This window comes from Streptomyces sp. NPDC045021 (assembly GCF_056432645.1).
This window is the reverse complement of the sequence record NZ_JBWKIQ010000001.1, coordinates 38,307-64,277: the sequence shown is the minus strand read 5'-3', so window position 1 is coordinate 64,277 and position 25,971 is coordinate 38,307. Positions and strand designations below refer to the sequence as shown.

Here is a 25,971-nt window from a genome sequence, read left to right as displayed (position 1 = left end):
TGCCACGGCAGGCGTCGCCACGCCGCTCGGCCTTCGGCGGCCCCGGTGTCAGTGTTGGTGATGGTTGTCCGGCTGGCGCGGGTCGCCGGGGTGTTCGAGCCCAGGGAGCAGGGTCAGGCGCTTCGTGCGGGCGTGGTCGAGCCAGCGCACGAACACGATGCGGCGGGAGGCGTCGAGGAGGCGTACGGCCGGGTCACCTTCGGAGCTGTTCGCCTCACGGCCGACGAGGCGCAGGGATTCCTTGTAGTAGGCGAGTTCCTCGGCGGGGACGGTGACCTCGGCCGTGACGTCGGCATAGACCGCGCGTACGGCGGCGCAGCCTTCGAAGGCCGCCGTCGCGATCGATCCCATCTCCACGGCCGCTCGTGGGTCGAGCTGGATCGGAGGCGAGTCTTCGTAGAACAGTCCGCGCTCGGCCGCCATGGCGATGCACAGCTCCTCCGTCAGCACTACTTGAGCGACCCAGCGCGTCAGTTGCCTGTCTTCGGCAGTGCCGGGCTTCGGAAGCGCCGAGGAGCGCGGACCCTCGCGCAAGGCGGCGAGCCTGCGGTCGAGCTTGGCTCGCTCCAGAGGCCGACCGTCGAGCAGACCCATCAACGCTGTCACGGCGCCACGACCAGTTCGACGGTCGGCGAGTACTGGCAGCGGCCGAACCACATGACCTTCGCCAGTGCCCAGTACGCGCCCGGATCGGTGTCCGGTGGCACGGCGACATCGAAGGCGACGACTTCTTCGGCTCCGCCGGCCAGAGCGAACCCGCGAACCGGCAGGTCAATGAAGTGCCATGTGCCCCAGGGCGAGACCACCTGCAGCTCGCCGCGGATCTCGCCCCTGGTCCGGTTGGTCAGCACCAGTTCCAGCTTCGTCCGACGTCCCGGCGCGACCCGGATCGATGAGGCGACCACATCGACGGACAGGCCCGTGTCGCGGCCGACTTCGGCTCTGGTGCCCTGCGCCTGGGCCCACTCCTCGAGAGCGTCGCCCGGCACGGGCAGCATCGACGGCGCTTCGCCGACGGCGATGGTCGTGACGTCCTCGATCACTTGGCCGTCGTGCTCGACCTGGACGGCCGCGAAGTACAGACCCGGCTCGATCCCGTCCGGCGGGGTGAGCACGACGGGAAAACGTACATGTCCCGAGCTTCCGACCCGGTACTGCCGACGTCGCACGCTGACCTCCCACCCGTCGGGTGCCAGGACCTCGACCGTCCCCTCGACATCGGCGTCCACCAGATGCGACGCGAGGACCACCGAAACTTCGACCGACTCGCCGGTCGTCCGCAGCAGCCCCGGCACGACACCGACGGATACCGGTAGATATCCCAAGGGGGCAGGCCCACGATTGTGCAGCCAGTACCGCGCGTACACCGGCTGAGCTGCCTCGGCGGTCGCGCCGAGTGCTGCACCGCCGGAACGGGCGGCCGCCGGCGCAGCCGTCACGGTGACCACCTCCGAGCCGGCCAAGTCCAGGTCGGCAGGCCGGCCCGTGGGGCGTTCCAGCAGGTCCGCAGCGTAGATGGGGCCGAGGCCGAGCGCGCCGTCGACTGTGACGGTGCGTCCGAGCCCGGTCGACTCCATGAGGCGGAGTGTGATGCCGGACGCCGGGTCCGAGGGATGGGCTGATCCGTGGGCGATCGGGTTGCCTGTCGGCTTCAGCGCGCCGAGCAGTACGTCGCGGGCCGGCTCGACGCGCAGCCAGCTGTGCCTGGCGGGAAGCGGACCGTCATGGGCCGGAGTGACCCGGGCATACAAGGGGTGGTTGAACTCCTGGCCCTGGGAGGGAAGCGCGAGGGCACGCCAGTCTCCGTCGCCCGAGACCAGCGAATAGCAGAAGTCATGAGTCCAGTGCTGGAGTTGGAACGAGGCGCCGTCCGGCAGTGCGCGCCGGGGCGGGTCGATCCAGACCCCGGACGGCCAGCCGGTGCACGACCGCATGAGTGACAGATGGAGCGCGCCGCTGGAATCGACGGCGAATCCTGGCAGGCCGTAGGTCAGCAGCGCGGCGGTGTGGTCGGTGAGCAGCCCTTCCTCGGGGATGGAGGTCGCACACACGGCGGTCGCGCGGGCGTCGGTGAAGTCCTCGGCCAGGGCGGCGGCGTCGTCGACGACGAGGGCGGGCAGCGAGCGCAGGTCGCGCAGGTCGGCGTTGGGCTGCCAGACCTCCTGGAGCGATTTCTCGGCGGGGACCCATACGCGACCCTGTGCGGCGAACGCGGCGGCATGCTCGTTCCCGGCGCGTTCCAGCACCTCGCGGGCGGCGGGGTTGGATTCGGGGCCGCCGACGATGATGCGGAAGTCCGGCAGGTTGGAGTCGACGCTCAGCCAGCCGTAGCGGGAGCGTTCGGCGCTCGCCGTGGTCGCGGTGACACCGACGCGCGCGAGTGCGATCACCAGGTCGCGGGCGTCGGCTGCCGAGTCCTCGCTGGGCACCACGATCTCCGCGACGCCCAGCGCTCGGTCTCCGATCACCGTGCCGGACGGCGAGGTGAGTGTCACGCGGGCCGTCGAGCCGAGACCGAACCAGGTGTTGGCGGGATTGTCGAGGGTCCACGGTGCCTCGGCGGAGTCGACGTCCGGCAGTGCGAAGCCGCGTCCGATCACGGCGCCGGCCACTTCGCTGACCGGCAGCGTGCCGGGCAGGTCGACCGGGAAGCGCAGTCGCACCAGGCGGTCGGCGCCGGCGTAGTCGACCAGGCGGGTTCGGCAGTCGACCCGGTCCGTGCCGTGCCACAGCGTCACCGTCTGTTCGAATGCGAGGCCGTCGACACTTCCGGTGACGACCAGGCGCTCGCCCAGCGGGCCCGTCTCCCGGCGCACCGTCGCCGTGCTTGCGCCGGCGCCGATGACGGGCCCCTTGGGCACGAGATGCCAAGGCCCCTCGCCGAAGTCGGGGTGCTGCGGGTACTCCTCGTAGACCCGCAGTTCGTTGCCGACCAGACCCTCGCGGATCAGTTCCCGTCCGCTCCGTCTGTCGTGGACGCTCGACAGTCCACCGCCGCGCAGCGGGTCGGCAGTGACGCGATAACGCGCGTTCTCGATGGTGATGCCGTCGGCAGGCCGCCACAGCGGATCCGCCGCTGCGGCGGGCTGCCACAGGGGATCCGCCGCACCGTCGACCAGCCGCCACGTGCGCCACCCCAAGGCCGGCACGTCAGCGGCGAAGAAGTGCAGGACGCCCCGCTCGATCGCGCAGGGCACCGCGGCTCCGGAGTCGTCGACCACCTGACCGGCGTCGACACCGTCGGGCATCGGAACCGACACCACGCCGGAGCGGTCGAAGGACAGCGTGTTGGCGGCCACGATCGCCAAGCCGTCGCCGGACGTGTTGTCGCCGGACCTGGCGGTGGACGTGTCGATCTGCCCGACCAGAGCGTCCAACGCGGTGTCCCGGACCTCGGCCGCGAGATCGAACGCCTCACGCCAGCCGCTCAGCAGGTCGATGTAGATCTGGTCCGACTCCGACCCGGTGATCGCGTCGTGGTGCGCTCCGTACACGAGCTGCCGCCACACCTTGTCCATCGCGGCGTCCGGATACTGTCCGAGGCCCTGCAGCACGGCCAATGTCGCCAGTTTCTCGGCGTCGACGGCCGCGACCTCGCCGGCCCGCTGGGCCTGCTTGGTGTCGATGTAGGAGACGTCCTTGCCGGTGTAGACCGGGTTCATGTCACGGGTCTGCGGACTGGGCCGCCGCCCGGACTCCGCGAGTTCGGCGCGGACGTTCGTCAGGAAGTCGTGCGGGGTGCCGCAGACGAAGCGCGGCCACACGTACTTGGCGGCCCAGGACCGGTGGATCTCGGTCACCCACTTGTTCGGCGGCGTGTAGTCGGTGCCCACCGGCAGGAGGAGGTTCCTGGTGGCACCGACCGGCTTGAGCTTGCGGTAGAGCTCGTACACAGCTTGTTCGGCCGTCGCGAGATCGGGGGAGGAGTCCATCCACCAGCCGGCCGAATAGTGGTGCGGCATGTAGTGCGTGAGCACGCCGCGGCCCGACGGCGACAGCCATTCGAACTCACTCGGGAACTGCATGAGGGTCGCGTCGTCGTGGGCGGCGCGGAAGTTCTTCTGGATCGGACCCCACTGGTGGAACGGGCCTCTGGCCCAGGCGCTCCCGGTCAGTCCGGCCGAGTCCAGGTAGCCGGGAAACTGCGGGTCATGGCCGAAGACGTCGAGCTGCCAGGCCGACCGCGGTTCGCCGCCGAGGATGTCGCGCTGGTAGCCGATGCCGTAGACGATGTTGCGGATCGTGGCTTCGGCGCCGGTGAGATTGGTGTTGGGCTCGTTGTAGGTCCCGCCGACGAGTTCGATCTGGCCGCGCTCCATCAGCAGTCGCAGATCGGCGCGGCGCTCCGGATGCAGGTCGAAGAAGGGCTTGAGGTAGTCGACCTCCGCGAGGACGAACTTGTAGACGGGATCACGCAGTGCGAGGTCCAGGTGCGCTTCGACGAGTGAGAAGCTGTTGCGCTCGAACAGCGGCCGGGTCGTGGCGTCACCGGACAGCAGCTCCCACGGAGAGGTGTAGGCGGCCTGGGTGTTCCACCAGACCGGGTCGTAGTGGAAGTGCGAGACCAGGAACATCGTCCAGCCCGGCTCCGCGACGACCACGAAGGCGTCGGCTCTCGCTTCGTCGGCCCGGACCACGACGGGCAGCGTCGCGCCGGCCGTCGAACCGGTGATGTCCAAAGGGACCTCGACGGTCCCTGCGCCCGTCGCCTCGCCGTGGACGCCCGGTCCGGTGACGGTGACCTGGGCGGGCGGACCATCGAGCGTCACCCGCAGGATCTGCCGCGGTGACTCCTCGGTACCGACGAACAGGTCGGTGCATTCCACGGCTGCGATGGTGACTGACGCCATTCTTGATCTCCTGATGGTTCGTACAGCAGTCCGCCCGTAGGCCTCCTCGGCGGAGTGATCCCCACGCGGTCGGCCTGTCGAGCCGGGGTGGCTCGGCAGGCCGACGTGGTCATGCCGTTGTTGCGGTCAGGGCAGGTGCCACTTCTGGGCGTTGGTTCCGTTGCACGCGTAGATCTGCAGTTGCGTGCCGTTCTGCGTCGTACTGCCGGGGTCGTCGAGGCACTTGTTGGACTGCGGGTTCAGCAGGGAGCCGTCGGACTGCTGCCGCCACTGCTGTGCGCCGGTGCCGTTGCAGTCCCACAGCTGGACCTTCGTTCCGTCGGCCGTGCCGCTCTGGGCCACGTCCATGCACTTGCCCAGGACGGTCAGGCTGCCGTTGGCGTTGACGGTGAACTGCTGGGCGGTCGAGCCGTTGCAGTCGTACAGCTGGATGTGCGTTCCGTTGGCGGTGCCGCGGGCCGCGTCGTCCGCGCATTTGCCCGCGATGCCGGAGGTGATCGGGCCCACGTGGCCCGTGCCGCCACCGCTGCCGCCGCCCAGCGCGTTCGCCACGTTGGCGTACCACGACGCGGGTCCGGTGCCGTACGCGCTGACGGGCGTCGCGTTGAAGTACTCCCACCCGGCGGCCCCGGCGAACGAGGGGTACTTGGCGGTCAGCGACTTGAGCGTCGACGCCAGCGTGGCCGGGTCGACGTATCCCGAGCACGACGACGGGTTGGTGACCGCGCCGGCCGCGACCCTCGACGGCGAGAAGCCGGCGTTGACGATCGCGTCGTAACCGCCCGTGCCGCTCAGGGACCCCCACCCACAGTAGAACTGTCCGGTGTACCAGGAGATCTTGCTGCCGAGGTCCGCTTCCAGCTGGGCGTAACGGAAGCCCCCGGAGAAGTTCGACGTGCCGGCCAGGTCGGTGGCCACCGGCGTCAGCGTGATGATGAACCCCGAGCCGAAGTCCGTGCGCAGCTGGTTGATGAGGCGCTCGGTGTCGGCGAGGGAGAACGTCTCCTCGATGTCGAGGTCCACGCCGTCGAGCTTGTAGGTCTGCAGAGTGCTCTTCAGCAGGCCGTAGTAGAGCGAGAAGTTGTTGTGCAGATTGGCGTAGCTGCCGGTCCCCGCGCCGCCGAGCAGCGCCTCGACCTTGACTCCCGACGCCTGGAGCGTGGCGATGTCGGCCCACATCCGGGTGAACTTCGCCGCCGACGGCGGGTCATCGTTGAGGTGGACGGAGCCGTCGGAGTTGAGGTGGAACGAGGCGAGTTCGACGTCGGTCGCGATGCCCTTGAGCGGCAGCGGCGAGACGTACTGATCGGAGTCGTAGATGGTCTGGTAGTAGGCCAGCGTGTGGCGGCCGGACGTGGCCGCGTGCGCGGGCGCTGCTCCCAGGCCGATGACGGCCAGAGCTGTCGTGGCGACGCTCAGGACCGCGGTCCAGGCGCGTAGTAGGGATCGTGACATTCTGCCTCCCCAGGCTGGGGTTGGGGGGATGGCGGAGCCGGCGGTGCACTCGCATGTGCTCGGTGGGGCCGGACGGTGCGCTGGGCGAGCGGCTGGTGGTGGGGCTTCCCGCGGAGTGCGTGCGGCGGCCCGGTCGCACCCCGCCGTGCGGGCGACGGAGCCGAGGACCCACCAGTCGGGTGGATCCCGCAGAACCGGCGGTCCGCCGACCTGGTGCGGGTGAGCCGCACGTCAGATTGGCGGCTTCCACCGGGGGTGTCAACGGTTCCTCCGGCACCATTTCGCCGACGCCGGCAACAGTGCAGGTGGCGAAGGCGCAATCGATCAACTAATTCGCATTAGTGCATCCCAGCTCAAGCGCATTACCTCGGTTCGGTGACTCATCTGGGGTACGATCCGCGCCATGGATGACACAGGCCCGCCGGAGCCCGGTCCCCGGAGGCCGGCCCGCCGTCCCACGATGAAGGACATCGCCCGGCGGGCGGGCGTGTCGGAGAGCGCGGTCTCCTTCGCACTCAACGACCGTCCCGGGGTCTCACCGGCAACCCGTGACCGGGTCCGCCGGGTGGCCGAGCAGCTCGGCTGGCGGGCCAGTACCGCGGCCCGCGCCCTGTCCGGCGAGGGCTCGGCCACCGTGGGCCTGGTGCTGGCCCGACCCGCGCGGACGCTCGAAGTGGAGTCCTTCTTCCTGCAACTCGTCTCCGGTATCCAGGAGGCGCTCGCCGTCCGCCACCTGGGACTGCTCTTCCAGGTCGCGGAAGACGTGGCGGAGGAGTGCGCGGTCTATCGCCGCTGGTGGGCGGAGCGCCGGGTGGACGGTCTGCTCGTCGTCGACCCCAGAGTGGACGACCCGCGGCCGCAGCTGCTCGACGAACTCGGCCTGCCCGCCGTCATCATCGGGATGCTCGCCGCGGACACCCCGGCCTACTCGGGCATCTCCACGGTGTGGGCGGACGACGCCGCCGCGATGGCATCGATCGTCGGCCACCTGTACGGGCTCGGTCATCGCCGGATCCTGCACATCGCGGGCCTGCCCGGACTGGTGCACAGCCGGCGCCGGGTGGAATCCCTCCAGGTCGAGGCGGCCCGGCTCGGTCTGGTCGACGTCACCACGGTGCCCACGGACTACTCGGAGGCGGAGGGCGCCGAGGCCACCCGCAGGGCGCTCAGCCTGCCGCTGCCGCCGACGGCGATCATCTACGACAACGACATTCTGGCCATGGCGGGCCTCGCGGTCGCCGTCGAGAGCGGGCTCGCGGTGCCGCGCGACCTGTCGATCGTCGCCTGGGACGACTCCGTCCTGTGCCGCACCGCGCATCCGCCGCTGACCTCCCTGGTCCGCGACACCGCCGCCTACGGCCGCCACGCGGCCGAGCAGCTCCTGCACCTGCTGGACGGCGGCCCGGCGAGCCGTGTCCCGGACGCCCTTCCCACCCTGGCGGCCCGGGGCAGCACGGCAGCGCCCGCAGCGCAGTGGGCCCAACCGCGCGCCTGAAGCCGGGCCGGGCGCCCGGGCCGTAGGTTTGGGGCCGACCGGGCCCCGCCTGCGCGCCTGGGTCGGGCCGCGGCCCTGACCCGTGCCCAACGGCCGGATGGGCGACCACCCCGGCGGCCCCGGGAAATCAGCTCAAGCGCTTTACCTTCCTGCGTCGGCGCGGCTCTGCGCGCCGGCATCCGGGCTTCGCCATGCCTCCGGCGAAGGATCCGCCGCATCGGGTTGCTTGCACGCTTTCCCCATGGTCCGGACTTGTTCGACGAAATAGATTTTCCTGTAGTCGCGTCTTGACAGGCCTTCCGGGGCCGATCCATAGTTCCGTTCACCGACTATAGCGCTTTAGTTCATTCCCGGAGGCGCTCTGCACACCCCGCGGACCTCGCAGTCCGCGCCACCCGCAGCTCCTTCGGGCACCACCCGGCATCTCATGCACCGCTCTTTCGGACCGACGAGAAAGTTGGCGTTCATGCACTCCAGACTGAAGTTCGCGGGGGCGCTCGCCGCAGTCGCCGTCCTGCTGCCCCTCACCGGCTGTGGTGTCAGCGGCGACGACAAGCCGGCCGACCAGAAGACCGTCGCCGCGAACGCCCCGCTCAAGGGCTCGGTGACGTTCCAGACCTGGTCACTGAAGAACGACAAGTTCACGCCCTACTTCACCGCGCTCATCGCGGACTTCCAGGCGAAGAACCCCGGCACCACCATCAACTGGATCGACCAGCCGGGGGACGGATACGCGACCAAGGTCAGCAGCCAGGTGACCAGCGGCAGCCTTCCGGACGTCATCAACCTGCCGCCCGACATCGCGCACTCGATCGTCAAGGTGGGCGCCCTGCTCGACCTGACCAAAAACGTGCCCACGCTCTCCGCCGACTACGTCAAGAGCGGCCTGGACGCGTACACGTACGCCGACCTGGGCAACGCCGCCTACGGACTGCCCTGGTACCTCGGCACGGATGTCAGCTACTGGAACAAGGCCATGCTGACCCGCGATGGGCTCGACCCCACGAAGCTGCCGAAGACCTTCGACGACCTGGTCGCCCAGGCCAAGATCATGCACGACAAGTCGGGCGGCAAGGACTTCCTGATGAGCCGCGCGCCCGGCCTCTCCGACATCGTCAACTCCGGCACCAAGCTGATGACCGCGGACGGGAAGAAGTTCGACTTCAGCACCCCCGCCGCCCAGGCGATGCTGGACCAGTACACCAAGGCGTTCAAGGCGGGATACCTGCCGTCCAACGTGCTCACCAACACCTACGAGGGCAACTCGACGCTGTTCTCCAAGCAGCAGGTGGCGTGGACGACGGGCGCGGGCAACTACATCAACAGCCTCGCGCAGACCAATCCCACCCTCGCCGCCCAGGTTGTCCCCTCGGCGGCCCTGGACACCGCGCCGCTGTACGTGCAGGGCATCTCCGTCGCCGCGAAGAGCAAGAACCTGCCGCTGGCGCTGGCATTCGCCAAGTTCGCGACGGACAACGCCAACCAGACGGTCTTCATCAAGCTGGCCCAGGGCTTCCTGCCCGGCACCACCGCCGCGGCCGCCGACCCGGCGTACAGCAAGAGCGACGGCACCTCCCAAGGCGACGCCACGGCCCTCGCGTACCAGGACATGCAGCACGCGGTGAACTTCACGCCCCCGCTGTGGACGGACGCGATGAGCACCTACCTCAGCCAGCAGATCGCACTCGCGATGACCGGGAAGCAGTCGTCCAAGCAAGCGCTTGACAACGCTGTCAAGAAGGCCAATCAGCTGCTCAGCGACTGATCGTCCTCCCCTCTACGCCGTCGGCGGGTAACTCCCATGCTGCCCGCCGGCGGTCCCGGACCATGCAAGAGGAGATCATGAGGTCCCACCGCTGGTACACGCCCTGGCTGCTGATCCTCCCCGCGTTCGCGTTCCTGGCCCTGTTCAGCCTGTGGCCGGCGGTCAACACCGGGGTGCTGTCCTTCACCAATGTCCACACATTGACCGGCGGACACTTCGTCGGATGGCGCAACTACCATCGGATGCTCGACGACCCGCAGTTGCGGGACGCCGTCGTCAACTGTCTCGTCTACATCGCGGTCTGCGTGCCGCTGCTCACCATGCTGCCGTTGCTGCTCGCCCTGCTGGTGGAGCGGAACCTGCCGTTCATGGCCTTCTTCAGGACCGTTCTGTACTTCCCGGTCATCGCCTCGGCCGTGGTCGTCGCGCTCATCTGGCAGTGGATCCTGGACGACCGAGGAATCGCCAACGGGCTGGCGCAGCAGTCACATCTGATCCACTCCACGATCCCGTTCCTGACCGGAAGATGGCTGCTGCTCTTCAGCGCCATCGCCCTGACGGTCTGGAAGGGTCTTGGCTACTACATGATCCTCTACCTGTCGGCGCTGGGAAACGTCCGTCGTGAGCTGCACGAGGCCGCGGCGGTCGACGGCGCGGGGCCGGTGCGGCGGTTCTGGTCCGTCACCGTTCCCGGGGTCCGGGGCACGATGCTGCTGGTGTCGATGCTCATCGCGGTGTCGGCCATGCGGGTCTTCACCGAGTTGTACATCCTCGGCGGCAGGAGCGGTGGCGTCGGCGGCCAGGACGTCTCCGTCGTCATGTTGATCCAGCAGTCCGTCTCCGGCAGCGACGGTCAGCTCGGTTACGCCTCCGCGCTCAGCGTCCTGCTGTTCGTGATCACCATCGGGCCGATGGCATTTCTGGCCCTGCTCAACCGGAGGGCAGAGCGCTGAGCACCGTCCACGATCACGCGGATCACGCCGATCAGACCGATCACGCCGGCCGTGCCGACGCCGCCCGGGCCACCGGGCCCGGGCACCGCCCGCGGTTCACCGGTCCCGCGAGCCGCCGCCCTCAGGGCCGCCGCCAGGGCCGGCGCTCACGCCCCTTCGGCCGCAGCACCCCGGCCGGCCTGGTGGCCCGCTACACGACCCTGCTGCTCGCCACCGCCATCACGATCGGCCCGCTGCTGTGGGAGCTGTCGACCTCGCTCAAGAGCAAGGGCGAGGACGTCTACGCAGCCACGCCGCAGTTCCTGCCGCACTCCGCGACGCTGGGCAACTACGGTGAGGTGGCCCGTACGATCCCGGTCTGGCACTTCGCCTCCAACTCCTTGGTGGTGGCCGTTCTCTGCGTGGCCGGGAACCTGATCGGAGCCACCATCGCCGGGTTCGCCCTCGCCCGGCTACGGTTCCGCGGCAGGGGACTGATGTTCGGGCTGTTCCTGTCCACCCTGTTGCTGCCGGGCGAGGTCACGATCATCTCCCAGTTCCAGACCATCACCCGGCTGGGTCTGGGTGACTCACTGCTCGGGGTGGCCCTGCCGGGCATGATCGGCGCGCTGAACGTCCTGCTGATGCGGAACGCCTTCCTGTCGATACCCCAGGACATCGACGAGGCTGCGGTGATCGACGGTGCGACCGTCCTGCAGCGGATCCGTTTCATCGGCCTGCCGAACGTCAAGGGCACGCTGGCCGTGATCGCGATCCTGACGTTCATCGGCGCATGGGACGACTTCCTGTGGCCTCTGCTGGTCCTGCAGACGCCGTCCAGCCTGACGCTCACCGTTGGCCTGTCCTACCTGAAGAGCACCTTCTCCGCCGATCCGCGGACCATCGCGGCCGGCGCGATGATCGCGCTGGTGCCCATCCTCGTCCTGTTCGTCTCCCTGCAGAGGCTCTTCTTCAAGGGCGTCGGGGAGGGCGCCGTGAAGGGCTGAGCCCCAGGTCCGCGTAGGACTCTGCCCACCGCCCCCGGCGGCCACACCGCCCCTTGCACCGAGGAAGCTTCGCACGTATGCCCGAGTCCCAGAACGTCCCCACAGGGCCCGCCCGACCCCCAGCCCCCAGTACGCCCACAGCTCCGGCCACTCGCAGGGCCCCGCGCTTCGGTGTCAACTACACCCCGAGTGCCGGCTGGTTCCACCACTGGCTGGACTTCGATCTGGACGCCGTGCGGGCGGACCTTGACTCGATCACCGCGCTGGGGATGGACCACGTCCGGGTCTTCCCGCTGTGGCCGCTGTTCCAGCCGAACCGGACGCTGATCCGGCCACGTGCCGTCGAGCAGCTGGTGGCGCTGGCCGACGCGGCCGCCGAGCGTGGGCTCGACGTGAACGTGGACGGTCTGCAGGGGCACCTCTCCAGCTTCGACTTCCAGCCTTCGTGGACCCAGACCTGGCACCGGCGCAACATGTTCACCGACCCGGAGGTGCTCTCCGGCGAGGAGGAATATCTGCGGACCCTGGCAGCCGCGCTGGCCGACCGCCCGAACTTCCTCGGCATGACGCTGGGCAACGAGACCAACCAGTTCTCCGGCGACCCGCATCCGGACCCGGACCGGATCAGCTCGGAGCAGGCCGCGGCGTGGCTGGAGCGCATGCTCGGGGCATGCGAGGCCGGAGCGCCGGGCCGGTTCCATCTGCACTGTTCCTATGACGCGGCCTGGTACCTGGACGACCACCCCTTCACCCCGGCTCACTCGGCCCGCATCGGAGCCGCCACGGCGGTCCATTCCTGGATCTTCAACGGCACGGCGCAGCGCTACGGCGCGAAGTCGACCGCTTCCGACCAGCACGCCGCCTACCTGATCGAGTTGTCGAAGGCCTGGGCGGCCGATGCGCACCGGCCGGTGTGGCTTCAGGAGGTCGGCGCTCCAGCGCCGCACGTCACCGCCGACCATGCCGCCGACTTCACGCGCAGGACGATCGAGAACGCGCTGGACTGCGAAGACCTGTGGGGGGTCACGTGGTGGTGCTCGCACGACGTCGACCGCTCGCTGGCGGACTTCCCCGAGGTGGAATACAGCCTTGGACTGCTGACGAACCACCAGGAGCCGAAGCCGGCCGGACTGGAGATCGCCAAGATCGTGGGCGAGGTGCGCGAACGCGGCTACCAGCCGCAGCCGCGTACCACCGCCCTGGTCCTTGACCTCCCCGACGCGGTGACCGAGCGTTCGACCTGCGGCCCCGGCGGTGCGTATTTCGAGGCGTTCATGCGATTGGCCGAAGACGGCGTGCGGCCCACCACCGTGCTTGCCGAGCGGGTATCGGATCAGAGCTACTTGGACGCGCGAGGAGTTACCGACATCGTGAGGGTGGGGGATGTCGCCGCAAACTGACCGCCGCGGACAAGCCCCGAAGCGTCCTTGCCCGCCACACGCCCAGCCACAGAGCCACCACCGATCTCGGAGTCACAGCGATGCATGATGACCGGCCTCTCGTCGAAAACCGCCTCAAGCGCGTCCTGGAAGAGCGCATCATCCCTGCGATCTACCCGGAATCGGTGCCGCTCCAGGCCGGAATCTGGGTCGCGCCCGGCGAGCCGGTGCCGGTCGCCGAGGGGCTGGCCGCGCCGCGCACGCCCATCGAACCCGGCGCGAAGTGGGGCGCGCCGTGGGGGACGAGTTGGCTGACGGTCTCCGGGACCGTGCCGACCGAGTGGGCCGGGAAGACCGTCGAGGCGCTGATCGACCTGGGCTTCGACAAGAACATGCCCGGATTCCAGTGCGAGGGCCTCGTCTACCGGCCGGACGGGACGCCGGTCAAGGGTCTCAACCCGCGCAACCAGTGGGTGCGGATCGCCGCTCCGGCGGCGGGCGGCGAGAAGGTGCTGCTGCATGTCGAAGCCGCCTCCAACCCGGTGGTCCTCGACTACCACCCCTTCCTGCCGACCCTGCTGGGCGAGAAGGAGACCGCCGGGGACGAGCCGCAGTACCAGTTCGAGCGGATCGACCTTGCCGTGTTCGACGAGGAGGTCTGGAACCTGGTTCAGGATCTGGAGGTGCTCGGTGAGCTGATGGTGGAGCTGCCCGAGGACAGCGCTCGCCGCTACGAGATCCTGCGCGCGATCGAGCGGTCGCTGGACGCGATCGATCTGCAGGACGTGAACGGCACGGCCGTCGCGGCGCGGTCGCAGCTCGTCGAGGTCCTGTCGGCACCGGCCGTCCCGTCGGCGCACCGCCTGAGTGCGGTTGGGCATGCGCACATCGACTCGGCGTGGCTGTGGCCGCTGCGCGAGACGGTCCGCAAGGTCGCCCGGACGGCGGCGAACATGACCGCGCTGCTGGACGATGAGCCGGAGTTCATCTACACGATGTCGCAGGCCGCTCAGTACGACTTCATCAAGGTGCACCGGCCCGAGGTGTACGACCGGGTGAAGAAGGCGGTCGCCGCCGGCCGGTTCGTGCCGGCCGGCGGGATGTGGGTGGAGTCGGACACGAACATGCCCGGCTCGGAGGCGATGGCGCGGCAGTTCGTGCACGGCAAACGGTTCTTCATCGACGAGTTCGGCATCGAGAACGACGAGGCGTGGCTGCCGGACACGTTCGGGTTCGCCGGCGGCCTGCCGCAGATCATCAAGGCTGCGGGCAGCAAATGGCTGCTGACGCAGAAGATCTCGTGGAGCCAGATCAACAAGTTCCCCCACCACACGTTCCGGTGGGAGGGGATCGACGGAACGCGGATCTTCACGCACTTCCCGCCGATCGACACCTACAACTGCTCGATGCAGGGCCGCGAGATCGCACACGCGGCGCGGAACTTCAAGGACAAGGGCGTCGCCAAGCACTCGCTGGCCCCGACCGGCTGGGGTGACGGCGGGGGCGGCACCACCCGGGAGATGATCGCGAAGGCCGCGCGGATGCGTGACCTGGAGGGCTCCGCGAAGGTCGTGTGGGAGAAGCCCGCGGACTTCTTCGCCAAGGCAGAGGCCGAGTATGCGAACCCGCCGGTGTGGGTCGGGGAGCTGTACCTGGAGCTGCACCGCGCGACACTGACCAGCCAGGCCAAGACCAAGCAGGGCAACCGGCGCAGCGAGCACCTGCTGCGCGAGGTCGAACTGTGGGCCGCGACCGCGGCGGTGAGGACCGGGTTCGCCTACCCCTACGAGGATCTGGACCGGATCTGGAAGACGGTACTGCTGCATCAGTTCCATGACATCCTGCCGGGCTCGTCGATCGCGTGGGTGCACCGGGAGGCGGAGGCGACGTATGCGGCGGTCGCCACCGAGCTCAACGCCATCATCGAGGCGGCGCAGCGTGCGCTGGCCGGCGATCCGGCTTCCGGCGGAGAGGTCGTGTTCAACGCCGCTCCGCACCAGCGCGACGGTGTCGCCGCGGGGGCCGGCAGCCGGGTCGGGGGCAGGGCGGCCGGGTGTGCTCTGTCGGCGAGGAGCGACGGCGGGTTCGTGCTGGACAACGGCCTGATCCGGGTGACCGTGGACGAGCGCGGCCTGGTGATGTCGGTCTACGACATCGCGGCCGGGCGCGAGTCGATGGCTCCGGGCCGGCCAGGCAACCTGCTCCAACTGCACCCCGACTTCCCGAACATGTGGGACGCGTGGGACGTCGACGAGTTCTACCGGAACACCGTGACGGACCTGACCGAAGCCGACGAGGTGTCGGTCAGCATCGATTCGGAGGAGGCCGTCACGGTCCGGGTGGTCCGTTCGTTCGGATCGTCGAAGGCCGTCCAGACCCTCACGCTCGCCGCCGGGGCCAAGCGTCTGGACATCGAGACCGAGGTCGACTGGCACGAGACCGAGAAGTTCCTCAAGCTGGCGTTCCCGCTCGACATCCACACCGAGCGCTACGCCGCCGAGACGCAGTTCGGGCACCTCTACCGGCCGACGCACACGAACACGAGCTGGGAGTACGCCAAGTTCGAGGCCTGCAACCACCGATTCCTGTGCTTCGAGGAACCGGGCTGGGGCGTGGCCCTGGTCAACGACTCGACCTATGGCCACGACGTCACCCGGACCGTGCGTGAGGACCACGGCACCACCACCACGGTGCGGGCCTCACTCCTGCGCGCGCCGCGCTTCCCCGACCCGGAGACCGACCAGGGCGTGCACCGCTTCCGGCACGCGCTCGTGCCGGGTGCCGTGATCGGTGACGCCGTCCGCGAGGGCTACGCGATCAACCTGCCCGAACGCCGGATTCCGGGTGACACGGAGGTCGCGCCGCTGGTGGGTGTGGACAACGACGCCGTGATCGTCAGCGCCGTCAAGCTCGCCGATGACGCGAGCGGCGACGTCGTGGTGCGGGTCTACGAGGCCCACGGCGGCCGTGCCGAAACCCGGCTGACGACGGGATTCGCCTTCGGCGACGTCACCGTCTGTGACCTGCTGGAGCGCCCGCTGGCCGACAGCGAGGGTCCGGAGCTCACGGCGGACGGCGCCGTCCACCTGAAGCTGCGCCCCTTCCAGCTGGTCACGCTGCGATTCACCCGCCGCTCGACGGGCGCCTGAGCCGCCGTCGAGCCGGACAGCATCCCTGAGCATCCGGCTCGACGGCCCACCCCGGCCGGTCCGGGGAACGGTGAGCGGCTCCGCCGTTCCCCGGGCCGGTCACCTCCCCGATCCGAGCAACGTCTCAAGGACGACGTCAACGCAGGGGCGACGTCCATGCAAGGACGACGTCAACTCAAGGTCGACGTCAACCGGGTCGGACCGAACGCACTCTGGAGCCACCGCCATGCACAACGAGCCGAACTGGCTGCGCGACGCTGTCATCTACCAGATATATCCGCAGTCGTTCTCCGACTCCGACGGCGACGGCATCGGCGACCTCAACGGCGTTCTCGCCAGGCTGGACTATCTGGCCTGGCTGGGAGTGAACACGGTCTGGTTCAACCCCCTGTTCACGTCCCCCTTCGCCGACGCCGGCTACGACGTGTCCGACTACTTCGCCGTTGCACCGCGCTACGGGACCAATGACGACCTCGTCGCGCTCGTCGCGGCGGCCCGGGAACGCGGCATCAGGGTCCTGCTCGACCTGGTCCCCGGCCACACCTCGGACCAGCACCCGTGGTTCCGCGCCGCGGCCGACAACTCCGACGACGACCGCTACATCTGGTCACCCATCCAGCCCTCCGACGCCTGGGTCCCGTCGCCCGGCACGCGAGCGGGGTTCTACCTCCCCAACTTCTATCCGGTCCAGCCCGCCCTGAACTTCGGGTATGGGCGAACGAACCCCGCCGAGCCGTGGCGGCAGTCCGTCGACGCGCCCGGCCCCCGCGCCAACCGCGCCGCACTGCGCGAGATCATGGACTTCTGGCTCGATTGCGGTGTGTCGGGCTTCCGCGTCGACATGGCGTTCTCGCTCGTCAAGGACGATCCCGGACACACCGAGACCCACCGCCTCTGGACTGAGCTGCGTGCCTGGGTCGACGCCGAACACCCCGACTGCGCCCTGCTGGCCGAGTGGGGCAACCCGAAGATCGCGATCCCGGCGGGGTTTCACGCCGACTTCTACCTGCACGCGGTCGGAGACGTGTTGCTGTCACTGTGGGGCAACGCCGAAGGCAGCCACCGCCCCGAGTGGCGAAGCGACCCCTGCTTCTTCGACCCCGACGGTCTCGGCTCGCCGAAACTGTTCCTGGACGCCTGGGACGAGGCGCACCGGGCGATCGACGGTGCCGGCTACGTCGCGCTTCCCACAGCCAACCACGACTTCTCCCGGCTGGTGTGCGGGCGGCGCACCGCGCAGATGGTTCCGCCTGCCTTCGCGTTCCTGCTGACCTGGCCGTCCCTGCCGACGATCTACTTCGGCGACGAGATCGGCATGCGCTACCTGCCGGGGCTGCCGGACAAGGAGGGCAGCCAGTGCGGCCCCGAAGCACGGCAGGGCTCACGCACACCGATGCAATGGGACGACTCCGTCAACGCGGGATTCTCCACCGCCTCTGCCGAGGCCCTCTACCTGCCCATGGACCCGGACCCGGCGCGACCCACCGTCGCCGCCCAGCAGGCCGCTCCGGCTTCGCTGCTGCACCAGGTCAGAGCCTTGATCACCGCGCGCCGAGCCACGCCTGCGCTGGGAACGTCCCACTCGGTTCGTGTTCTGCACGCCGGATATCCCTTGGTCTATCTGCGGGGCGATACACACCTGGTCGTGGTCAACCCCCGGAGCGCCACCGCGACGGCCGATCTCCCACCGGACATCGACGTCTCGGCGGCCGGCAGCGTCGTGGGAGGCGACGGCGTGACGTTGACCGCAGGCAGGGTGACCGTTGACGGATTCGGCTACGGGGTGTATCAGATTCGTCAGGTTGGGGACTGCCAGGGGCAGGGGCATGAGTGACGTCCTGTCCTGTGCCCCTCCCATTCCGGCGCGATCAGTGATCTCCGGGGCTGAGCGCGTGCAGGACGGCCTGCCCCGCCGCACGGTGCTCGGCGGCTGCGGTCGGGTCCGTCTCGTCGAGCACGATCGCGATCCCCTCGTGGGCCAGCGCTTCCTCGTACCGGTATCCCAGGCCCGGGGCCAGCTCCAGCGCCTGCTGGTGCAGCCGTAGAGCCTCCTCGGGCAGGCCCGCGAGCCGGCAGGTCTCGCCGTAGCCGTTGAGGAAACGGATCTTCCAGTGTCCCTCGAACAACTCGTCCAGCAGCGCGAATGCTTCGCGATGGCTGGCCAGTGCCTCCTCGTAGCGGCCCATCTGCCGCAGCGCGACGCCGAGGCAGTTGAGGCACCACGCCTCGTTGTTCATGTGCCCGTCCTCGCGGGCCAGCGCCAACGCCTGATGCAGGTGCTCCGCCGCCTCGTCGGGCTCTTCGCGGGCGATGGCCACGCCGAGGGTGATCCGAGCCGTCAGCTTGGGCGCCCATGCGGGGTCCGCGTGGGGAATGCTCAGCACCTCGCGGGCCCGCTGTGCCGCCTCTTCGCGGTGTCCCAGCTGCAGCATCGCCCAGGCCTCCGACGCGGCGGCATGGGCCGCGCCCGTCGGGCTACCGGCTTGTTCGTACAACTTCCCGGCCAGCTTGAAGAGTTCCAGCGGCTCTTCGACGTTCCCCTCGTCCCACCGCAGACAGCCGCGGCGCATCGCCAGCTCGGCTTCCGCCCGCAGGTCCTCCGTCCGGGACAGCTGCAGCGCGGCCGCCTCATAGGCGGCGCCGGCCTCCGCCATCCGGCCCGCGTTGTAGCGCGCGAAGCCCAGATCGCTGTATGCCTCGGCCAGTTGCAGCGGATCGCCCAGGCGTTGCGCGGCGGCCAGCGACCGCTCGAAGAGGAAGTTGAGGTGCGTCGTGCCGCAGCGCCGCGCGAAGTAGGCCCGCAGGAAGCGCGGCAGCTCGCACACATGCACATCGGCCCCGACGGCGACCGCCGTCTCGAAGGCGGCAACCATGTTCTCGTACTCCGCGACGAGCCAGGCCAGGGCCGCGTTCTTGTCCGCGAACTGCGGCAGCTCGGCCGGGGGCTGCCCTGCGGAGGCCGGCCGGCCGGGCGACAGGAACGGCATCGCGGCGTCGGCGGCGGCCGCCGCGTGCACGTAGTAGTCGAGCATCCGGCCCAGCGCCCGTTCCCGCTCGGCTGCAGAGTCCTGCTCCGCTCCGGCACGGCGTGCGTGCTGGTGCACCAGGTCGTGGAGCCGGTAGCGGCCGGCCGTCGGCTGCTGGATCAGGTGCGCGTCGAGCAGGTCCTCCAGCATCGCCTGGGCGCTGCCCAGCGGCACGTCCGCCAGCGCCGCCGCCAGGTACTCGTCGAAGTAACCCCCGGGCAGCAGGCCCAGCATCCGGAACAGACGGGCCTGGGCCCGGTCCAACTGCCGTACGGACATGGCGAAAGCGGTGTCGAACTCGCTCGCGCCCTGCGCCAGCCGCTCGACGAGGATGCCCACGGTCCAGCCCGGTCGGTGTCGCAGCCGGGCCGCGGCCAGCCGCACGGCCAGCGGCAGATGCCCGCACAGTCGCAGTACCTCGGCGGCGGACTGCGGATCGCGGGCCAGCCGGCCGTCGGGGCCGCTCGGGTCGCCGCTGGCACGGGCCAGCAGCTCCGCGCTCTCCTGCGGGCTCAGCACGTCCAGCGACACCGGGGGCACCTCGTCCAGGCCCAGCAGCCGGTTGCGACTCGTGATGAGGACGACGGAGGGGCCGGCGCCGGGCAGCAGCGGGCGGACCTGGTCGGCGTCGGCGGCGTTGTCGAAGACCACGACGGCCCGGCGGCCGGCCAGTTCCGACCGCCAGCAGGCGGCCAGCTGTTCCAGGCCCTCCTGCGGGACCCGTTCGGACGGGACGTCGAGCGCGCCGAGCAGCATCCGCAGCGCGGAGTCGGGATCGAGCGGTTCCCGGCCCTCGGTGAACCCGTGCAGGTCCACATAGAGCTGGGCGTCCGGGTAGTCGTCGGCGAGCCGGTGCGCGGCGTGCACGGCCAGACAGGTCTTGCCGACGCCCGCCATGCCGTCGACGGCAACCACCCGATGGCTGTCCACCGCGGTGAGCACGGCGGCGAGTTGGGCCTCGCGTCCGGTGAAGTCGGGTACGTCGCGCGGGAGATCGTTGCGAGGCCTCGGCCGGCCCTGGCGGCTGGCCTTCGGGGGCGCCGGCAGCGGATTCGAGGACCGTTCCCACAAGGGGCGCAGCGGTCGGGGGTCGCGCTTGACGAGGCGGCACAGGGCGACCACCGCAGGCCAGGGCGGCACGGTTTGGCCGCTGAGATAGCGCGACAGCGACGAGGAGCTCAGCCCGGTGTCCCTCGCGAGGGCGCGTACGCCGAGCCCGGACAGCTCCTGGAGCAGGCACAGCCGGGCGGCCAGCTCGTCCTGCGGGTCGGCCTTCGCCGACCGCTGTTCCACGTCCACCGTTCCCCCACCTCCCTGTCCCACCCGGGTAGAAGTATTCCGGCCCAAGTCTGCGCAGGTCAAGGCTGTTTCAACTGTCCCAGGCCGTCCCATCGCCGTCGTCGTGGCAGGCGGGAACGGCTGTTATGGAGTCACACCCCGGGGAGAACGGGGCACCGAACCACAAGAGGAGCGAACCGAGATGCAGTCTCGTATGCAGAACCCCGCCGTCGTCCTGTCCGGCGCGATGCAGCCCATCCAGGAGATCTTCAAGGCCGCGCACACCGGCGGGGTGGATGGACAGACTTTGGAACTGGTGCATCTGCGCGTCAGCCAGATCAACGGCTGCAGCGCCTGCATCGACGGCGGCGCCAAGACGGCCCGCAAGGCCGGAGTGAGCGACGAGAAGTTGGCCACGGTCGTCGCCTGGAGGGAGACCCCGTACTTCACCGACGAGGAGCGGGCGGCCCTCGCCCTGGCCGAGGCCGCGACGCGGCTGGCCGACCGCTCCGACCCGGTGAGCGACGAGGTCTGGGACACGGCCGCCACCTACTTCGACGAGAAGCAGCTGGCCGCGATCGTCCTGATGATCGGCGTCACCAACATGTTCAACCGGCTCAACGCCACGACCCGCCAGATCGCGGGCGCGTGGGGATGACGGGTCCTGGCCGGCGGGCCCGACCCGCCGGCCACCCTTCAGCTGCGAAATCGCCCCGCGAACGTCCGTTTCGCCGAGCCACCGCCGCGGCGGCTCTCCTAGCATGACGATGCTGTCCATCAAGCCACGTACCAGGAGGAAACCCGCAATGAAGGACACCCAGAAGCCCGCCAAGAGCACCACCACGACCCGCAAGACCTTCGAGGGATTCACGGACGAGGAACGAGGCGCGATGAAGGAACGCGCCAAGGAGCTGAAGGCGTCCGCGCGCCGCGGATCTCGCGCCGACAAGGCGGCGGAGGAAGAAGCCGCGGTGGTCGCGAAGATCGCCGAGATGCAGGATTCGGACCGGGCCATGGCCGAGCGGCTCCACGCGGTCATCAAGGCCGGCGCGCCGGAGCTCTCGCCGAAGCTCTGGTACGGGATGCCCGCGTACGCCAAGAACGGCAAGGTCCTCTGCTTCTTCCAGAGCGCTCAGAAGTTCAACACGAGGTACGCGACGCTCGGCTTCAGCGACCAGGCGAACCTCGACGAAGGCGCCATGTGGCCGACCTCCTACGCACTGACGAAGCTGACCGCCGCGGACGAGGCGAGGATCGGCGCGCTCGTGAAGACGGCGGCGAACTGAGGCCGGAAAACAACGACGGGTGCCGCAGCCAGATCGTGCAGCAGAGCCGCGCATCCTGCACGGTGACCGCCCGCGAGTTCACCGCTGCCAGGATGCCGACTACTCCTGTGACCGCCGGGGGTCACGTCGCCGGCCCCATGCGGAGATCATCGGGGCGGTGGCCAGGTCCAGCCGCCCGGTGGCGACATTCGCCAAGTGACGGTCGATCTCCTCGTCGGTGGCGATCCCTTCCCCCACCAGACGGCGGCGGATCTGCCGCACCGTCGCGTCCTCGAGCACGGCACACGCCGGCGAGGTGATCGGGAAGTACGCGTCGGCCTGTACATCGTCCAGACCGGCTTCGCGGAGCACCCTGGGCAGGGTCCGCCCGTACGCGAGGTCCGCGCCGCGCGCCGCCATCAGGGTGCGGAAGCCGGACCGCAAGCGGTTGGCGAGCCGCTGTTCGGGACCCGACTCGTCCGGGCACAGCAGCGGTTGCAACGCGGGGTCGGCGTCCTCCAGGAGCAGCCAGCCGCCGGGCCGCAGTGCCTGGACCATCCGGCGCAGCGCCTCGGCGCGGTCGGTGACGTGCACCAGGACCAGCCGGGCGTGGACGAGGTCGAAGCCGCCGGGCGGCGGCGGGTCGGCCGCCACGTCGTGGGACAGCACCTCGATCACGCCGCCGGCGATGTCCCGGGTCCAGGACACGTCGATGTCGGTGGCGATCACCGCTCCCGTCGGGCCGACTCGCTCGGCCAGCCCGAGGGGCACGGAGGTCCCGCCTGCGCCGACCTCCCAGCACCGCATGCCGGCAGCGATCCCGAGCCGGTCAATGTGCCGGAACGTCACCGGATCGAACAACTCAGCGAGAGCACCGAAGCGGATACCCGCCTCGGACTGCCTGTTGTCCAGCAGATAGCCGTGATGCGCATCGTGATCAACCATGTGGCGATTCTGGCAGAAGGGGCGGTGTTGCCCCGGCCGCCGGGGGCTGGTCTTCCGTCGGCCCTACGGAGGCTCAGTAGCGAATTCCGGGACTGCCGAGAATACCGATTGGTCGGCCGCAACCTTAAGAAATGTTAAGGAAGTTGTGGGTGAGTCGGCTGAGACGAACGAGTCCGCTACTCGTACGTAACGACACACGGAACCGACCCCACAGGAGTCCCACGTGTCACGCAAAAGGACGCTCACCACGAAGAAGAAGATTGCTCTGCTCGTCGGAACCGCCCTGGCGATCGGCGGTACGGCAGTAGTCATGACGGGCACCAGTCAGGCAACGGGCGCCTGCGACGGGCTGACCACCGCGCTGCAGAACAATGAGCAGTTCATCGCAGGCCAGCGCGCCACGCCGGACGCCCAGTCCGAGGCGCGGATCGCCAACCGGCAGGCAGTCATCGCGCAGATCCAGCGCATGCAGGCCGCTTCCGGCTGCGAGGTCGGAGGAGGCGACGAAGAGGCCGCGCCCCCAGCCCAGAACCAACCGCCTGCCCAGAGCCAACCGCCGGCGCAGGAACAGCCGCCTGCCCAGGACCAGTCCTCCGCCGGCGCTCAGGCCGGTGGTGGCCAGGCCGGCGGAGACCAGGGCAACGTCGGCCAGGTCGTCTGCGCGGGCTCGACGGTGACTCTCTCCGGCGAGGGCGGCGCCCCGGCCGCCTCCAGCAACCAGTTCCCGGTCGGCACCACGCTCAAAGTGACCAACCTCGACAACAACAAGTCGACGACCGTGAAGGTCACCTCCCCGTCCGGCAGCTGCGCCCTGCTCAACAACGCGGCCTTCGAGCAGGTTCGCGAGCCGGGCAAGTTCCTCATCCGCAAGGCCAGGATCGAGCGCGTCGGCTGACCTGGGACGGATTTCAGGGCGGTGCCGTTCCTCTCCTCGCGGGTTATGGGAATTTCGGCCGAAGGGAATGATCCCCGGAGGAGAGGGCCGTGCCGAACCGGATATTCAGCGGCGCCCACGGCACCGTCCGGGGCGCGTGCTGTGGTCGGGCATCCCACCATCGTCGCGCGCCAGAGGACGACAAAAACAAAGGCAAGGAGTTTTCCCACTCCTTGCCATTCTCAACATATAGCGCATTGGGGGGCTTGCGGCAAGGCCCGGGTCCTGCCGCAGAATGGTCGGCCAAGGCCAGAACCTGCGGAAATGACAGATTCGCGACGTGCGCATGCTGTTGTTGACGTATGGGTTGCGCGGGAACGCCGAACCGCCGGTGGGACTCGCGCGGCGGTGCGACCGGCCGAAATCCAATCTCGTTGAACGGGCGTTCTGATGATTGACGTGATCGTGGCCGGCGGCGGGCCGACCGGCTTGATGCTGGCCGCCGAGTTGCGGCTGCACGGTGTGCAGACGGTCGTGCTGGAGAAGTTGACCGAGCCGACCGAGGAGTCCCGCGGGCAGGGCCTGCACACGCGCAGCGTCGAAATGATGGACCAGCGCGGTCTGCTGGACCGGTTCATCGAGGTGAGTAAGAAGTTTCAGGTCGGCGGCTTCTTCGGCGGCATCATGAAGCCGTGGCCGGACCGGCTGGACACGGCGCACCCGTACGGTCTCTCCACCCCGCAGCCGGTCACCGAGCGGTTGCTCAACGACCGTGCCCTCGAACTCGGTACCGAGATCCGGCGCGGCTGCGAAGTGGTCGGGTTGAGCCAGGACGAGGACGGGGTGACGGTCGAGTTGATGAGTGGGGGCAGCCCCGCCCATGACGGCGTGGCCGGAGGGGGAGTCACGCACCTGCGCTCGCGCTACCTCGTCGGCTGCGACGGGGGCCGCAGCGTGGTGCGCAAGCAGCTCGGCGTCGGTTTCCCCGGCGAGCCCGCCAAGGTCGAGACGCTGCTGGGCGACATGGCGGTGACCGAGGATCCGGCGACGATTGCCGCCGTCGTCGAGGAAGTCCGCAGAACTCAACTGCGGTTCGGCGTCATCCCCCTCGGGGACGGAGGGCGGTGCCGCATCGTCGTGCCCGCGGACGGAGTGGCCGAGGACCGTACGACCGCGCCGACCCTCGAGGAGTTCAAGCAGCAGCTGCGGGCCGTCGCGGGCACCGACTTCGGCGTGCACTCGCCGCGCTGGCTGTCCCGGTTCGGCGACGCCACCCGGCAGGCCGAGCGTTACCGGGTCGGCCGGGTGCTGCTGGCCGGCGACGCGGCGCACATCCATCCGCCGACCGGCGGTCAGGGTCTCAACCTCGGCGTGCAGGACGCGTTCAACCTCGGCTGGAAACTGGCCGCCGCGGTCAACGGCTGGGCACCGGAAGGGCTGCTGGACAGCTACCACACCGAACGGCACCCGGTGGGCGCCGCCGTTCTGGACAACACCCGCGCGCAGATCATGATGCTGGGGACCGATTCTGGTGCGACCGCGTTGCGTGAGCTGTTCTCGAAGCTGATGGACTTCGAGGAGGTGAACCGGTACGTGACCGGGATCATCACCGCGGTCGACGTCCGTTACGACTTCGGCGAGGGCCACGACCTGCTCGGCCGGCGGATGCGGGACGTGCGGCTGAAGCAGGGTCGTCTCTACGACCTGATGCACGGTGGCCACGGCCTGCTCCTCGACCAGACCGGCCGGCTCTCGGCGGCCGGATGGGAGGACCGGGTCGACCACGTCGTCGATGTCAGCGAGGAACTGGACGCGCCCGCGGTACTGCTGCGGCCGGACGGCCACGTGGCGTGGGTCGGCGAAGATCAGCAGGATCTGCTCAGCCAACTGCCCAAATGGTTCGGCGCTGCCGCCGGCTGAGCGTGCAGTGGTGGCCCCCGAATGGCCGCGCCCGCGGCGCGGACCAGAACAACGCCCCGGGCACCGCAAAGGGTGCCCGGGGCGTGCTCTGGTGCCGGACAACACCGGCGGCAACGACCGTCCCTCAGCGGAACTGGCCGGGCTGGTAGTCGCCGGCGGGCTGCTGGGTGATGACGTTCAGGCGGTTGAAGGCGTTGATGAGGGCTATGACGCACACCAGGGCGGAAAGCTGCTCCTCGTCGTAGTGCTTGGCGGCGTTCGCCCACGCCTCGTCAGTGACGCCACCGGCCGCGTCGGCGATGCGGGTGCCCTGCTCCGCCAGCTCCAGGGCAGCGCGCTCGGCATCGGTGAACACCGTGGCCTCCCGCCAGGCCGCGACCAGGTTGAGGCGGACCGAGGTCTCCCCGGCGTGCGCGGCCTCCTTGCTGTGCATGTCGATGCAACCGGCGCAGCCGTTGATCTGACTGGCGCGGAGCCGCACCAGTTCCTGCGTCGCGGCCGGCAGCGTCGAGTCCGCGAGCGGCTTGTTCGCCGCGATGATGTGCTTGAGGGCCTTCGCTGCGACCGGGCTGTTGAGGGGGTTCAACCGAGCTTCCATGATGCACTCCTGTGTCGTTGCTGGTGGTTACAC

Annotated in this window: 17 protein-coding genes; 11 read left to right on the top strand and 6 right to left on the bottom strand. The window is 69.4% G+C overall.

Annotated features, from left to right (window positions below; all coding sequences use genetic code 11):
* Positions 1 to 48: 48 nt before the first annotated feature.
* The 3 genes from AC07DC_RS00250 to AC07DC_RS00240 all read right to left on the bottom strand — a co-directional run bounded on the left by AC07DC_RS00250 (position 49) and on the right by AC07DC_RS00240 (position 6,305).
* A complete protein-coding gene (locus AC07DC_RS00250; RefSeq protein WP_478910353.1) occupies positions 49 to 606 on the bottom strand; it encodes a DUF7158 domain-containing protein in 558 nt (185 codons plus the stop codon).
* Positions 603 to 4,850, bottom strand: coding sequence for a glycoside hydrolase family 38 N-terminal domain-containing protein (locus AC07DC_RS00245; protein WP_478910352.1), 4,248 nt, complete (start codon positions 4,848 to 4,850; stop codon positions 603 to 605). Before AC07DC_RS00245 ends, AC07DC_RS00250 begins: the two co-directional genes overlap by 4 nt.
* Positions 4,851 to 4,976: 126 nt before the next feature.
* Complete coding sequence (locus tag AC07DC_RS00240) at positions 4,977 to 6,305, bottom strand: ricin-type beta-trefoil lectin domain protein (RefSeq protein WP_478910350.1); 1,329 nt, start codon at positions 6,303 to 6,305, stop codon at positions 4,977 to 4,979.
* A gap of 403 nt (positions 6,306 to 6,708) precedes the next feature.
* Between AC07DC_RS00240 and AC07DC_RS00235 the strand changes: the two genes are divergently transcribed.
* The 7 genes from AC07DC_RS00235 (at position 6,709) to AC07DC_RS00205 (ending at position 17,866) form a co-directional block, all read left to right on the top strand.
* Positions 6,709 to 7,800, top strand: a complete 1,092-nt coding sequence (locus AC07DC_RS00235) for a LacI family DNA-binding transcriptional regulator (protein WP_478910348.1) — start codon at positions 6,709 to 6,711, stop codon at positions 7,798 to 7,800.
* Between the two features lie 466 nt (positions 7,801 to 8,266).
* Entirely contained in the window at positions 8,267 to 9,565 is a 1,299-nt protein-coding gene (locus tag AC07DC_RS00230) for an extracellular solute-binding protein (RefSeq protein ID WP_478910346.1), read from the top strand.
* Between the two features lie 77 nt (positions 9,566 to 9,642).
* A complete protein-coding gene (locus AC07DC_RS00225; RefSeq protein ID WP_478910344.1) occupies positions 9,643 to 10,518 on the top strand; it encodes a carbohydrate ABC transporter permease in 876 nt (291 codons plus the stop codon).
* Positions 10,519 to 10,697: 179 nt separating this feature from the next.
* Positions 10,698 to 11,504, top strand: a complete 807-nt coding sequence (locus AC07DC_RS00220; protein ID WP_478912548.1) for a carbohydrate ABC transporter permease — start codon at positions 10,698 to 10,700, stop codon at positions 11,502 to 11,504.
* 77 nt (positions 11,505 to 11,581) lie between these two features.
* Positions 11,582 to 12,904 (top strand): glycoside hydrolase 5 family protein, encoded by a 1,323-nt coding sequence (locus AC07DC_RS00215; protein WP_478910342.1) that lies wholly within the window; start codon positions 11,582 to 11,584, stop codon positions 12,902 to 12,904.
* 80 nt (positions 12,905 to 12,984) lie between these two features.
* A complete protein-coding gene (locus AC07DC_RS00210; protein WP_478910340.1) occupies positions 12,985 to 16,032 on the top strand; it encodes an alpha-mannosidase in 3,048 nt (1,015 codons plus the stop codon).
* A 226-nt stretch (positions 16,033 to 16,258) separates the two neighbouring features.
* A complete protein-coding gene (locus AC07DC_RS00205) occupies positions 16,259 to 17,866 on the top strand; it encodes an alpha-amylase family glycosyl hydrolase (protein ID WP_478910339.1) in 1,608 nt (535 codons plus the stop codon).
* Between the two features lie 34 nt (positions 17,867 to 17,900).
* Here the strand turns inward: AC07DC_RS00205 and AC07DC_RS00200 are convergent, their stop codons facing one another.
* The gene (locus AC07DC_RS00200) at positions 17,901 to 20,357 is read right to left on the bottom strand and encodes an ATP-binding protein (RefSeq protein ID WP_478910338.1); all 2,457 of its coding nucleotides are present in this window, start codon (positions 20,355 to 20,357) and stop codon (positions 17,901 to 17,903) included.
* A gap of 181 nt (positions 20,358 to 20,538) precedes the next feature.
* Here AC07DC_RS00200 and AC07DC_RS00195 point away from each other — a divergent pair, with 181 nt between their 5' ends.
* Both AC07DC_RS00195 and AC07DC_RS00190 read left to right on the top strand, forming a co-directional pair.
* Positions 20,539 to 20,994 carry a carboxymuconolactone decarboxylase family protein gene (locus AC07DC_RS00195; RefSeq protein WP_478910337.1) on the top strand — a complete coding sequence of 152 codons (456 nt, stop codon included), beginning with the start codon at positions 20,539 to 20,541 and terminating at the stop codon, positions 20,992 to 20,994.
* Between the two features lie 148 nt (positions 20,995 to 21,142).
* Complete coding sequence (locus AC07DC_RS00190) at positions 21,143 to 21,622, top strand: iron chaperone (protein ID WP_478910335.1); 480 nt, start codon at positions 21,143 to 21,145, stop codon at positions 21,620 to 21,622.
* A 99-nt stretch (positions 21,623 to 21,721) separates the two neighbouring features.
* On the opposite strand, the gene AC07DC_RS00185 is transcribed toward AC07DC_RS00190, so the two are convergent.
* Positions 21,722 to 22,546, bottom strand: a complete 825-nt coding sequence (locus AC07DC_RS00185; protein WP_478910334.1) for a methyltransferase domain-containing protein — start codon at positions 22,544 to 22,546, stop codon at positions 21,722 to 21,724.
* Positions 22,547 to 22,769: 223 nt separating this feature from the next.
* Between AC07DC_RS00185 and AC07DC_RS00180 the strand changes: the two genes are divergently transcribed.
* Together AC07DC_RS00180 and rox are read left to right on the top strand one after the other, a co-directional pair.
* Positions 22,770 to 23,441 carry an RlpA-like double-psi beta-barrel domain-containing protein gene (locus AC07DC_RS00180; protein WP_478910333.1) on the top strand — a complete coding sequence of 224 codons (672 nt, stop codon included), beginning with the start codon at positions 22,770 to 22,772 and terminating at the stop codon, positions 23,439 to 23,441.
* A 429-nt stretch (positions 23,442 to 23,870) separates the two neighbouring features.
* Positions 23,871 to 25,340 (top strand): rifampin monooxygenase, encoded by a 1,470-nt coding sequence (rox, locus tag AC07DC_RS00175; protein WP_478910331.1) that lies wholly within the window; start codon positions 23,871 to 23,873, stop codon positions 25,338 to 25,340.
* A gap of 124 nt (positions 25,341 to 25,464) precedes the next feature.
* On the opposite strand, the gene AC07DC_RS00170 is transcribed toward rox, so the two are convergent.
* Positions 25,465 to 25,938: a carboxymuconolactone decarboxylase family protein gene (locus tag AC07DC_RS00170; RefSeq protein WP_478910329.1), complete on the bottom strand. Its 474-nt coding sequence runs from the start codon at positions 25,936 to 25,938 to the stop codon at positions 25,465 to 25,467.
* Positions 25,939 to 25,971 lie beyond the last annotated feature (33 nt).